The sequence below is a fragment of the Flavobacterium lacisediminis genome, assembly GCF_025909975.1.
In the GTDB taxonomy this organism is placed as follows: domain Bacteria; phylum Bacteroidota; class Bacteroidia; order Flavobacteriales; family Flavobacteriaceae; genus Flavobacterium; species Flavobacterium lacisediminis.
This window is the reverse complement of the sequence record NZ_JAPCIO010000006.1, coordinates 210,019-223,623: the sequence shown is the minus strand read 5'-3', so window position 1 is coordinate 223,623 and position 13,605 is coordinate 210,019. Positions and strand designations below refer to the sequence as shown.

7 protein-coding genes are annotated in these 13,605 nt (G+C 29.5%); 5 read left to right on the top strand and 2 right to left on the bottom strand.

Annotated features, from left to right (window positions below; translation table 11 throughout):
* The 4 genes from OJ995_RS10360 to OJ995_RS10345 all read left to right on the top strand — a co-directional run.
* Positions 1-3,181 (top strand): beta strand repeat-containing protein (locus OJ995_RS10360; protein WP_432419330.1); only part of this gene is annotated, 3,181 nt, incomplete at its 5' end.
* A gap of 83 nt (positions 3,182-3,264) precedes the next feature.
* Positions 3,265-4,512 carry a T9SS type B sorting domain-containing protein gene (locus OJ995_RS10355; RefSeq protein WP_264369346.1) on the top strand — a complete coding sequence of 416 codons (1,248 nt, stop codon included), beginning with the start codon at positions 3,265-3,267 and terminating at the stop codon, positions 4,510-4,512.
* A gap of 6 nt (positions 4,513-4,518) precedes the next feature.
* Positions 4,519-5,442 (top strand): PorP/SprF family type IX secretion system membrane protein, encoded by a 924-nt coding sequence (locus OJ995_RS10350; RefSeq protein WP_264369345.1) that lies wholly within the window; start codon positions 4,519-4,521, stop codon positions 5,440-5,442.
* An 11-nt stretch (positions 5,443-5,453) separates the two neighbouring features.
* Complete coding sequence (locus OJ995_RS10345; RefSeq protein WP_264369344.1) at positions 5,454-7,397, top strand: OmpA family protein; 1,944 nt, start codon at positions 5,454-5,456, stop codon at positions 7,395-7,397.
* Positions 7,398-9,409: 2,012 nt separating this feature from the next.
* Here OJ995_RS10345 and OJ995_RS10340 read toward each other — a convergent pair.
* Positions 9,410-12,331: a sensor histidine kinase gene (locus OJ995_RS10340; RefSeq protein ID WP_264369343.1), complete on the bottom strand. Its 2,922-nt coding sequence runs from the start codon at positions 12,329-12,331 to the stop codon at positions 9,410-9,412.
* A gap of 94 nt (positions 12,332-12,425) precedes the next feature.
* Between OJ995_RS10340 and OJ995_RS10335 the strand changes: the two genes are divergently transcribed.
* Complete coding sequence (locus tag OJ995_RS10335) at positions 12,426-13,181, top strand: LytR/AlgR family response regulator transcription factor (RefSeq protein ID WP_264369342.1); 756 nt, start codon at positions 12,426-12,428, stop codon at positions 13,179-13,181.
* A gap of 10 nt (positions 13,182-13,191) precedes the next feature.
* Here OJ995_RS10335 and OJ995_RS10330 read toward each other — a convergent pair whose 3' ends face one another.
* On the bottom strand, positions 13,192-13,410 hold the full coding sequence (locus OJ995_RS10330; protein ID WP_264369341.1) for a hypothetical protein: 219 nt from the start codon (positions 13,408-13,410) through the stop codon (positions 13,192-13,194).
* Between the last annotated feature and the right edge of the window lie 195 nt (positions 13,411-13,605).

Genomic DNA, 13,605 nt, shown 5'->3' with positions numbered 1-13,605 from the left:
AGGAGCAACAGGATTAATGTGTTGGGATGCTAATAATAATGGTATTGCTGATGCATCTGAGGATGTTAATGGTGATGGTGTTTGGAATTACTTAGATTGTAAAGGAGCAACAGGAGCTACAGGTGTAACAGGAGCAACAGGAGTAACTGGAGTAACAGGAGCAACAGGAGTAACTGGAGTAACAGGAGCAACAGGAGTAACTGGAGTAACAGGAGCAACAGGAGTAACTGGAGTAACAGGAGCAACAGGAGTAACTGGAGTAACAGGAGCAACAGGAGTAACTGGAGTAACAGGAGCAACAGGATTAATGTGTTGGGATGCTAATAATAATGGTATAGCTGATGCATCTGAGGAAGTTAATGGTGATGGTGTTTGGAATTACTTAGATTGTAAAGGAGCAACAGGACCTACAGGTGTAACTGGAGTAACAGGAGCAACTGGAGTAACAGGAGTTACTGGAGCTACAGGTGTAACTGGAGTAACAGGAGCAACAGGACGTAACTGTTGGGATAGTAACAACAATGGTGTTGCAGATCCATCAGAGGATACAAATGGAGATGGATTATTTAATAATTTAGATTGTAAAGGAGCAACAGGCGCAACAGGTGTAACTGGAGTAACAGGAGCAACAGGTGTAACTGGAGTAACAGGAGCAACAGGAGTAACTGGAGTAACAGGAGCAACAGGACGTAACTGTTGGGATAGTAACAACAATGGTGTTGCAGACCCATCAGAGGATACAAATGGAGATGGATTATTTAATAATTTAGATTGTAAAGGAGCAACAGGCGCAACAGGTGTAACTGGAGTAACAGGAGCAACTGGAGTAACAGGAGTTACTGGTGCTACAGGTGTAACTGGAGTAACAGGAGCAACAGGATTAATGTGTTGGGATGCTAATAATAATGGTATAGCTGATCCATCTGAGGATGTTAATGGTGATGGTGTTTGGAATTACTTAGATTGTAAAGGAGCAACAGGAGCTACAGGTGTAACAGGAGCAACTGGAGTAACAGGAGTTACTGGAGCTACAGGTACTAACGGAGCAACTGGTGCTACAGGAGCAACTGGTGCTCCAGGAGCAACTGGAGCTAATGGTACTAACGGAGCTACTGGTGCTACAGGAGCAACTGGTGCAAACGGTACTAACGGATCAAATGGTGCTACAGGAGCTAATGGTACTAACGGAGCAACTGGTGCTACAGGAGCAACTGGTGCTCCAGGAGCAACTGGAGCTAATGGTACTAACGGAGCTACTGGTGCTACAGGAGCAACTGGTGCAAACGGTACTAACGGAACAAATGGTGCTACAGGAGCTAATGGTACTACAGGAGCAACTGGTGCTACAGGAGCAACTGGAGCTAATGGTACTAACGGAGCAACTGGAGCAACAGGTGCAACTGGTGCAACAGGAGCTAATGGAGCAACTGGTGCTACAGGAGCTAACGGTACTAACGGAGCAACTGGTGCTACAGGAGCAACTGGTGCAAACGGTACTAATGGAGCAACTGGTGCTACAGGAGCTAATGGTACTAATGGAGCAACTGGTGCTACAGGAGCAACTGGTGCAAACGGTACTAACGGAGCAACTGGTGCTACAGGAGCAACTGGTGCAACCGGTACTAACGGAGCAACTGGTGCTACAGGAGCAACTGGTGCAACCGGTACTAACGGAGCAACTGGTGCTACAGGAGCAACTGGTGCAAACGGTACTAACGGAGCAACTGGTGCTACAGGAGCAACTGGAGCTAATGGTACTAATGGAGCAACTGGTGCTAATGGAGCAACTGGTGCTACAGGAGCAACAGGAGCAAGTGGTTCTGATGCAGCAACTGTAGAACCTTGGAATATTCAAGGGACTTCAACTATGGCTACATTAAATACACAAAATATTTATCAAAATGGAAACGTAGGTATAGGGTTTACCTCTGCTACTACTTCTACAGATAAATTAGACGTGAATGGTACTGCTAGAGTTAGAAATTTACCAAGTTATGCATCAACTGACTTTATTGTTACTGCTGACGCTTTAGGACAGTTACATAAGAGTGTTACTCTTTCTACTATAACAGGGTTATCTGATACTGATGACTGGAAATTAACAGGAAATAATGTTTCACTTTCTGCTGGTGCTAATTTCTTAGGTACTCTTAATGCAATGCCATTATATTTTAAAACTAATAATCTTCCAGTAGGGGTTTTAAGTGCAGATGGTTCTAGAATTTCTTTTGGTCGTTCAGCAGCTATTGATGCTGGTTTTTCTGTAAATATAGGGCAATTTTCTGGTAACAATACTGCTGGTTATACTGTTTCTAGTAATGTAGTTAATGTGGGACACTATGCTGGTTATGCACCAGGAGGGAATAATTTTGCTAGTGGTTCTGTTGCTATTGGTTACCAAGCTGGTTCTAATATTGGATCTCAATCTCCTAATTCTATTTCAATCGGTTATGAGGCAGGAAGATTAAGAGATAATCTACAATCAGCTCAATGTATTTTGATTGGTTTTAGAGCAGGAAATGGTTTTACAAGTGTTGCATCAACTGATAGTGCTATTTGTATTGGAACTTCTGCTGGTTATCGTTTAGGTTTTGGTAACTCAGGGGCTATAGATTCTAATAATGCAATTCTGATAGGTTCTGAATCTGGCTACCAGTCAGGTTATAGTCAAAATTCAATAGGTATTGGTTATCGATCACTCTTTACTAGTAATACATCTAATACTGTGGCGATAGGTTCTCGATCTGGAGAAAACTCTTCTGGTGGTTGGGCTAATTTTATAGGTGTTAATGCTGGTTTTGGTTCAACTTCAAGTGATATTATAGCTATTGGAAGGGATGCTGGTTATGCTAGTAGCGTTTCAGATCCAACTACTTCTCATTCTATTTTATTAGGATATTCTACATCAACAGGTGGTTTTAGTTCAAGTATTGCAATAGGTTCAGAAGCAAAAAATACAGCTTCAAATCAATTTATGATTGGTTCATCTACATATCCTATTAATTTAGTAGAAATTAAAGGAACTGGTGCAATCTTGGTTCCTAGTGGTACAACAGCAGAACAACCAGCTACACCACAATATGGTCAATTACGTTATAATACAGACATCGGTAGAGGTGAAATGTACGTACAAGATTCATTAGGTGATGGCTCAATGGTTCCTGGTTGGAGAGCTTTCTAATAAATTAGATTTATTGTATAATTATTGTGAGCCGGTGCAAACTAGTTTTTGCACCGAGCTACACAATATAAAATTCATGAGTTATGAAAAAAAATAAGATAAATCAACTACTGGTTTTAGCATCCCTTTTTGCCCCACTTTTAGGTATGTCGCAAACGGTTAATACAGGAGTTTTTACTATTATGCCCGGTACTGTTGCAGGTAGTGTAGGCGCTATAGATAATCAAACTACTGGAGAAATTTATAACGATGGCGATTTTTATGTGTATAGTCATTATCATAACGATGGTATTGTAACGTTTTTAGGCAATACAGGTTTAACACGTATGCGTGGTTTATTTGGCTTTCAAGATTTATCAGGTTCTATACCTATGGAGTGGTACAATGGAGAGTTTAACAATACATTAGTACAACCTGCTTTTCATTTGTCAAATGAAGTAAGTATTGCTAACGAAGGCGATTTTCAGCAAGGTATTGTAGATGACGATAACCACGGAGGTTTGCTGGTTTTTGAAGACGATGCATATCATATAAATGTAGATGATGTAAGCCATGTTGATGGTTTTGTTAGAAAAAATGGTGATGATGCCTTTAAATTTCCTATTGGAGATGGAGGTTACTTTAGATATTCTGGTATTTCTAATCCAGATTTTGTAACCGATGCATTTTCATCTAAGTATTTCTTTGAAAATTCAGATCCTTTGTATCCTCATTCAAGTAAAGAAGACATCATTGATTTAATTGATAATGCAGAATATTGGAAAGTAGAAAAAACAGCTTCTGCAACAGATGTTTTTTTAACTTTATCATGGGATGAAGATACTACTCCAACTGAAATTTATGCTGCACCTTATGATGAAATTCACATAGTTCGTTGGGATCAAAATGAGATGAAATGGATTGACGAAGGAGGAGTGGCTGATCCTAATTTAAAGGAAGTTACTACGGTAATAGATCCTCTTACTGCTTATGGGGATTTTACTTTAGCCAGAGTGCGTTCAGTTTTGCCATGTTCTGGTCGAAGTATAAATGTTTATAATGCAGTTTCTCCTAATGAAGATGGTTTAAATGATTATTTTATTATAGATGGCATTCGTTCATGTCCAAAAAATAAAGTAGAAGTTTACAACCGATGGGGAGTAAAGGTATATGAAACTACTGCATACGATACAAATGGTAATGTGTTTAAAGGTATTTCTGAAGGAAGAGCAACTTTAAATGCCGATAGTAAGTTACCAGTAGGAACCTATTTTTATATTCTAACATTCTTTGACGAAACAGGAGGAACAAAAGTTAAAAAATCTGGGTACTTATACTTAAATTATAAATAAAATAGTATGGTAAATAAAATAAAAAAATTAAGTTTTCTGGTGTTGTTGTTATCAACAACATTAGAAATTAATGCCCAGCAAGATGCTCAGTTTACGCAATACATGTACAATACAGTAGGAATAAATCCGGGTTACGCAGGATCGAGAGATGTTTTGAGTATTATGGGTTTGTATAGAACGCAGTGGGTAGGTTTAGAAGGCGCACCAGATACAGGAACCTTTGCACTTCATAGTCCTATTTCAGAGCGTATAGGTATGGGTTTTTCAGTAATAAGCGATAAAATTGGACCTTCTACAGAAAGTACTATTTCAGTTGATGTTTCTTATCATATACCATTAAATGAAACATATCGATTGTTTTTTGGAATAAAAGGAACCGCAGGATTGTTAAATATAGATTATACAAAGTTGTCTATTTATAATCCAGATGATAGTTATTTTGCTTATAATGTAGATAACCAGTTTAGCCCTAATGTGGGTGCTGGTCTTTATTTACACTCAGATAAAGGGTATATTGGTTTATCAACACCTTTTATGCTAGCCACAAAACATTATAATGAAGATGATAATACAGTTGCAAAAGAAAAAATGCATTATTATTTAATAGGTGGTCATGTATTTCAACTTAATGAAAACTTAAAGTTCAAACCAGCCTTTTTAACAAAAATGGTTGTTGGTGCTCCTTTACAGGTTGATTTATCTGCTAATTTTTTACTTTATGAAAAATTTACATTAGGTGCTGCTTATAGATGGGATGCTGCTGTAAGTGCCTTAGCTGGTTTTCAAATTACAAAAGGTTTGTTTGCTGGCTATGCTTATGATATGGATACTACAAAGTTAGGAGGCTTTAATTCGGGCTCACATGAGATTTTCTTACGATTTGAATTGTTTAGTAATCTTTCAAATGTGGTATCGCCACGTTTCTTTTAAACGTAATTATTATGAGATTTAAACATTTATTACTAGTAGCATTGGCATTTACGCAATTGTTTTTTGCACAACAGAAAAAAATTGCCGCAGCCAATAAAATGTATGATAATTTATCTTACATAGATGCCATTGCCGTTTATGAAAAAGTGGCAGAAAAAGGATATAAATCTGCAGAATTATTTCAGCGTCTTGGGAATGCTTATTATTTTAACGCAAAATTTGAACAGGCATTTAAATGGTATAGAGAATTATTTGCTTTAAATGAACCTATCCCTGCTGAATATTATTATAGATATGCTCAAACATTAAAATCTACAGGCAATTATTTGTTAGCTAATCAAATGTTAGCAAAGTTTAGCGAAATGTCTGAAAATGATAATAGAGCAAAAAAGTTTAAAGAGAATGTAGAATATTTAGGAACAATTAAGGAAATATCCAATCGTTATAATGTAGAAAAAACGAATATTAATTCAGAGTTTTTGGATTATGGAACGTCTTTTTACAAGGGCTATTTAGTTTTTGCGTCAAACAGACCTACAAAAAGTAAACTTTCTAAGAAGGTTAATAAATGGGATAATTTAGCCTTTACAAATTTGTATGCGTCAGAGGTTAAAACTGATGGAACGTTATCTGAACCTGAAGAGTTTATTAATGAGGTGGCAACAAAGTTTCATGAAACTACACCTTGTTTTACGGCAGATGGTACCACCATGTATTTTACTAGAAATAATTTTAATGATGGTAAGGTAGGTAAAAATCAAGAGAAGTCGGTTTTATTAAAAATTTATAAAGCTACTTACAATGAAGGCAAATGGATTAACATAAAAGAATTGCCTTTTAATAGCGATGATTATAGTTGTGCCCACCCAGTACTTAGCCCAGATGATAAATTTTTATATTTTGCTTCTGATATGCCAGGTACTTTAGGACAATCTGATATTTTTAGAATTGCTGTAAATGAAGATGGTACTTATGGTTTGCCTGAGAATTTAGGAGCTGTTATAAATACAGAAGGTAAAGAAACGTTTCCTTTTATAACAGAAAATAACGAGTTGTATTTTTCATCAGATGGTCATCCAGGTTTAGGAGGTTTAGATATTTTTGCAACAAAACCACAAGAGGATGGCACTTATTTAAAAGTTTTTAATGTAGGAGCTCCATTAAATTGTGAAATGGATGATTTTGCAGTGTATTTTGATGTGAAGTCTAAATTTGGTTTTTTCTCGTCTAATAGAAATGGAGGAGCAGGTTATGATGATATTTATAAGTTTGTAGAAAAGATTCCTTTACCGTTTAATAATGAACAGGTAATTACAGGAAATATTTCTGATTTAGAAGAAGAAGTAGTTTTAGAAAATGTTAAGGTAACTATTTTAGATGATCAAATGAAAGAAATAGCTCAAACTTTTACAGATGAGCATGGTAATTATGAGATTAAAGTAGAGCCAGGTAATAAATATTTTATTAGAACTGAGACAAGAGATCATCAACCGCAAGAGGTTTCTGTAGATGTTAAAAATGAGCACGGTAAAACACATCAAGATTTTGAATTAATAAAACGTTCAGGAAAAACTGGAGTTACAACAGGTTCAGATTTGGCTAAAATATTAAATATTAAAGAAATTTATTTTGATTTAGATAAGTTTAATATTCGACCAGATGCAGAAGTTGAATTGCAAAAAATCTTAGTTGTTTTAACAGAGAACCCTGATATGAAAATTGATGTACGTGCTCATACCGACTCAAGAGCTTCAAAAAAATACAACATGACGTTGTCTACAAATAGAGCAAAATCTACAGTTGATTACCTTGTTCAAAATGGAATTGATAGAAGTAGATTAACAAGTAAAGGTTATGGAGAGACTCAGTTAGTAAATGGTTGTTCTGATGGTGTAGATTGTACCGAAGAAGAGCATCAATTAAATAGACGAAGTGAGTTTATTATTGTAGAATAAGTTTAAAATTCCATTCATACTTTTTTTTGAAAAGGGGCTGCTATTTATTTAGCAGTCCTTTTTTTTCATTTATTACATGATTATAATCACTTGTTACTTTGATTTTGAAAATGTTTTTTATTATAACTATTATTGTGACCTATTTAAGAATAAAATTTATTTTAAGGGATCAAATTTTTGTATTTGATATGGTTTTAACCACTTAAAAAAAATAAATTTGACTTCTATGCCTACTTTTTTTTAAAGAGGATTACTGTATTTAGTAGTCCTCTTTTTTCATTTATTACATACATACTACCGATTATTACGTTGTTTTTCTAGTTGATTAACTTTTTAATTACTTTAGTATTATCAAGTTTAATAGTAATCTTTTATTTTTTACATTTTTTAAGAATGTATTATTATAATTTTATTGTCATGCTTTTTATTTTTAAATATTTATAACTTTTAGTTAGGGTTTTAAGTAGTTTTAGTTTATAAGCCGCTTTTTAGCGGCTTATCTCATTTATTACATGATTGTTTACGACTATTACATTATTGTAAGATTAATGAAAAAGGATGCCTACTTTTGTATTGATGATGGCTAAAGAATATTAAAAAAAAATTAATTTAGGACTTATTTTTTTATAGTTTCATACTTTTATAGGATTTTGTTGCAAAGTCATCATTTAATTAGGAAGGCTTAGGTCTTCCTAATTTAAAATTAGTATATTAAATAGAACAATCTATTTGTTACATGGTTTGAAAATGGTTTGTTTTATTTTTTTAATTTTGTAATGTATTTTTAGTAGGGGTTTGTATTAAGTTGAGTTCTCATTGGGCAAAAGTGTGATTAACTTATAAAACTCTTATTCTTAAAAGGCTAGTTAATCTAGCCTTTTAAATTTTATTTTTTTTAAAACTTTATTAGCCACTGTGTTTAAGTGTTTTTTTTCGATAATTGCAAAAAAAAAATAGTTTGGTAGACATGCTTATCACAGTGGTTTAAAATAAAATTGTCATTTGAAATATTTCATACGTTTAATGATTTTTTTTACAGATATTCACTTGATTTCATCACTTATTACATGTTTTTTTTTTATGAAGTGAAATTTGTATAAATTTGTTTAAAAGTAAAGATGAGTTGAATTAAAATTTATTAACAGAGAATTTGGGGTTTTTAACTTTTTATTAATCAAAACGCTTGTTTTAAATCTTTACTTGAAAAGTTTTCATTATTTCTAAGCCAGTTTTAAACTGGCTTTTTTTATTTGTAATTATTTACGTTGATTACATCAATATTTACATTTATTACATGTTAAATAATTGCAAAGAAATATATAATTAATTTTGTTATTTAAACGATAGTTATTAATAGTAATTAGTGTTTTTTTTATATATAGTTGTATATTTCCTACTTTGTAGATTTTTTGATTAGTTATTATTAAATTAGGAAGACTTAAGTCTTCCTAATTTAAAATTTGTTTATTACATAGAACAATCTATTGTTGCATGGTTTGAGAATGGTTTGTTTTACTTTTTTAAACTTGTAATTTAGTTTTAGTATGAGTTTGTATTAAGTTGAGTTCTCATTGGGCAAAAGTGTGATTAACTTATAAAACTCTTATTCTTAAAAGGCTAGTTAACCTAACCTTTTAAAATTTCTTTTTTATGAGCTTTATTAGTCATTGTATTTATTTTTTTTTCGATAAATAAAAAAAATAGTTTGGTAGATATGCTTATCACTGTGTTTTTTTTATAGTTGCTTGTTGTAACTTTGAGTTTAAATATTAAATATTTTTTTTCAGTTATTACTTTAAACGTGTCAATTATTACATGATTTTTGAATTATTTTAATTTGTATTTACTTTAGTACTGCTTTTAGTAAAGATATAAGTTTTCAAATTATTATTTACAGAGGATTGGGGGATTCATTTATTAATCAAAACGCTTGTTTTCTAGTCTTTACTTAAAAGTTTCCATTATTTAAAAAGCCAGAATGTAAATTCTGGCTTTTTTATGGTTTAGTTTTATTATAGATATTTAAAATTATGAGGAATTATAATAATTACTTTTGTTCCTTGAGTATCTTTTTCAAGGTTTAAGTTCTTAATTTTAAATTGTATTTTGTTTTTTTTATTTTGATTAAAAATATGTATTCTCTCATTAATAATTGAAGTAGCAAATGATTTGTGTTTTTTTACTTCGTTATTGTTGTTAAAGCCAATACCATTATCTTCTATTGATATGTAAATCATTTTTTCAAATGGGTTATTTTTTATTTCAATAATTAATTTTTTTTCTTCTTTAGGACTTTTGCTTAGACCGTGTATTATAGCATTTTCAACAATGGGTTGTAATAACATCACGGGGATTTTTATTTTTTCTAGATTTATGTCATTATCAATAATAAATTTTACTTTAAGTTGAGGCATTTTTAAAATTTCAAAATCAATATATTTTTTTAAATAAACTAATTCTTCATTTAAGCTAATAATGTCATTATTTACTATTTCTAAAGTTGCTCTAATTAATTTTGAAAATTTTGATAAATAAATGTTTGATTTTTCAATGCCATCTAAAATTAATAAACTTTGAAAATTATTAAGTGCATTAAAAATAAAATGAGGATTCATTTGTGTTTTTAAAGCTATTAATTCTAAAGAATGGAGTTTTATTTTACGCTTATATTTTCTTTCTGTTTTTCTTTTAACATATAGAATAATAAATAGAGAAAGAAGTAAAGCGGTGATAATTAAGCCAATTTTAAATGAATTTTTTTCCCAAAAATAAGATTTAATAGAAAAATTTATGGTTTTAATGTTTGTTGGGCGTTCATATTTATTTGATAAGGCAGCTATCTTTAAAGTGTAATTTCCAGGAGCTAGCTCTCTAAATATAATTTTATTTTCAAAAAAATCAGACCAAATTTTATTTTTGTTATTATCTTTAGTAAGTAAAAATTTTTTTATGACAACGCTTTTGTTGTTAAAATTAAAAATTGAAGTTTCTATAGAAATATTATTGCTATTTCTTTCTAAAATAAAATTGTTTTTGTTTTTTAACAAAACATTGTTACTATAAATTGCATTAATATCTATTGATGTAAATGCTTTTTTTAAAAATTCATAATCTTTATTATAATTGATTTTTGAAATACCATTTTTTGTTGAGTACAATATAGTATTTCCGGAAAAATCTATAGAGTTTACTTTACCATTTATTAAGCCATTATTGTAATCAAACTTATTTGATATTTCAAAATTTTCATTTAAAATGAAAAACCCTTCGTTTGTTCCTATATAAATTTTATCATTCGCTTCATTTTTATTTATACAATAAATAGTATGATTTTGAAATATTTTTCTTATAATATTTAATTTTTTGTTAAGAATATATAAGCCATTAAAATTAGTGCCAACTAAGATAAAATTGTTGAATGAATTAATTACAGTGGTATTTTTAATTAATTTGTTTGATGTGTTTTTTTTTCTTTTAGAATTTATAAGGATGATTTCGTCTTCATTTGCAACTATTAGATTGTTTTTATCATGCTTATAGATATTATTAAATCGAAAATATTCTTTATAAGAAAATATTTTTGTTTTGTAATTATATATTTTATAAATAGAATTGTTTCTTGTGTAAAATATTGTATCCTTGAAAATAGTTGCATTACGTGATTCAGTTTTTTTGAAATAACAATGTTGCAATTCTTTTTTCTTATTATATTCAAAGAAATCGAACCCTTCATTACAAGCCAAAATAATTCCGTTTGATTTTTCTAGTATTTTATATGGATTTTCTGAAAGGTATTTTTTTATTATTTTTTTTTTGTTTGTTTTTAGGTTGTAAACATAAAATTCCTTTTTAGAATTCACAAAATATAAACAATCTTCAATTGATTTTGAACATTTAAATCCTTCAAAATTATTTCCTAAAATTTCTTTAGCGTAATAATTTTTAACTTCATCATAATTATAAGGAAAAAAAGTTAATCTGTTTGTTTTGTCAATAACCCAAAAATTATTATGACTATCTATAAATAATACATGTACTAAATTTAATTCATATGGGATGTTTTTTATTCTAGTTGAGAATATTGAATCGTATTTATTATCTATGGTTACATGTATATTATTTTTATTAAATAAATAAATATTGTGTTTTGTATTATATTCATTATTTAGTAGTTGAAAATTATTATTGCTTTTATAGTTTAATTTAATAAGAGAAAGTTTTTTTTTGTAAATTAAAAAATCATTATTGATTACTCTATTTAATAAATATGGCTTTTGTTCAGAAGGCTCATAAATGAAACAAGTTTCATTGTGAATCAAACTTGGACAATAAGCATATTTTGTTGGAATGTATTTGATGATTTTTTTATTTTTATCCAGAATACAATTTATTCTTTTATTAGCATTTAATAAAGCTATAAAAAAATTATATTTTTGATTATAATTTAATAACTCTAAATTGTAATTTCCTAATTTTAATTTGTATCTTTTTAAGTGATTGGAAGAATTCAAAATATAAGATTCAGAAGTAGTAAAATTTTGAAAGTAGATATTATCATCAATTTCAAAAGTATATTTTAAGCTTTTAATTCGACTTGAGCCGACAACTTTTTTTATAATATTATTTTCTATATAATATAAACCTTCATAGAAACCTGACAACCAAATACGATTTTTTTTATCAACTATTATACTAATTATATCGTTTGATGGTAATCCGTCTTTTTTTTGGAAATGTATAAAAGAGGTGCCATTAAATTTCGCAACTCCATTATCGGTAGCTATCCATATATATCCTTCTTTATCTTCAGTTATTGAATAAATAATGTCTGATTTTAAACCATTTGAAGAGTCAAATTGAATGATAGATTTATAAGATTGACTGTATATTGCCGTGTATAAGAGTAGTAAAAAAAATAATATACTTTTTTTCATTTATCAGTTATTATGAATGTAAATAGTTTAATTTTGTTTTTTTGTTAAATTTATTAATAAATTATTTTAGATTTATTAAAAAAAAAGATTTTTTATGAAAACTTATTCTGCGATAATAATTGATGATGAAATTAATAATTTAGTTTTATTAAAACATTTTATTAAAAAATTTTGTTTAACTATTGAAATAGTTGGAGAGGCAGATTCTGTTTCTTCAGGTATTGATATAATTAATGCAAGAAAACCTAAAATCCTATTTTTAGATATTAAATTAAATGATTCTGATGTTTATGAAATACTGGATGAAATAGATTTTACAGAATATGAAATAGTATTTGTAACCGCTTATGATGAATTTGCGTTGAAAGCTTTTAAATATAATGCTGTTGATTATGTTTTAAAGCCTGTATTAATTGAAGATTTAGTTTTAGCTGTTAATAAATGTATTACAAGAATTGAAGAAAAAGAAAGATTTGAAAACCATTTAGAGGATGGTTATAAAAAAGAAACTTTAACCAATTCAAAGTATATTTCAGTAGCTTCAATGGATAAAGTAGATATTATTAAGAAAGACGACTTAGTATTTTGTAAATCAGATGGTCGTTATACTACTTTTTTTATGAAAAATAAAGAAGAAATTGTTGCTTGTAAAAATATAGGCGAGTATGAGTCAATTTTAGTAGATGACAATTTTTTTAGAATTCATCATTCTTACATAATAAACTTAGACCATGTTGTCAATATTAATAAAAAATCGGGTTATTATTGTGAAATGATAAACGGAGCTCTTTTGCCAATTGCAAAGCGCAGGCAGGATAGTTTGAATAGGTTTTTAAAGATTAAAGATTAATACTATAAAATTAGATTTTTTTCTTCAAATCGTAAACTAAACTTTCAATATTGAATTTTGACGATGGGAAAAGTGATATTTCTGTTTTTCCATTGTTAAATTTAATAGTGTTAATAACTCTAACAGAATCTAGTTTTTTAAATTCTTTTGTATCTAAATTATGTGAGTTATCATTCCAATAAATTAATTTAATACATTTTTCCTTAATTTCTAAGCTATATCTTTTCATTTGAATTATTATTTTAAACAAATTTAAAGTGCTTTTAACATTTTATTGCTGTAGTTTTTCTGCAGTTTATGTTAAAATTTGCATTGTTTTAAAAATAATTTTGGTTGGATATAAAGTTCTGTAAATAATGTTTTATAAAATTATATTATCAAATTTGAAAAAATAATAAAAAGGTGGAGATAAAAAGTATAGAAA

Bases quoted from the DNA above. Each gene is read 5' to 3' on its own strand.
- OJ995_RS10335 (WP_264369342.1), top strand. From the start codon at position 12,426: ATGAAAACTTATTCTGCGATAATAATTGATGATGAAATTAATAATTTA.
- OJ995_RS10355 (WP_264369346.1), top strand. From the start codon at position 3,265: ATGAAAAAAAATAAGATAAATCAACTACTGGTTTTAGCATCCCTTTTT.
- OJ995_RS10350 (WP_264369345.1), top strand. From the start codon at position 4,519: ATGGTAAATAAAATAAAAAAATTAAGTTTTCTGGTGTTGTTGTTATCA.
- OJ995_RS10340 (WP_264369343.1), bottom strand. From the start codon at position 12,331: ATGAAAAAAAGTATATTATTTTTTTTACTACTCTTATACACGGCAATA.
- OJ995_RS10345 (WP_264369344.1), top strand. From the start codon at position 5,454: ATGAGATTTAAACATTTATTACTAGTAGCATTGGCATTTACGCAATTG.
- OJ995_RS10330 (WP_264369341.1), bottom strand. From the start codon at position 13,410: ATGAAAAGATATAGCTTAGAAATTAAGGAAAAATGTATTAAATTAATT.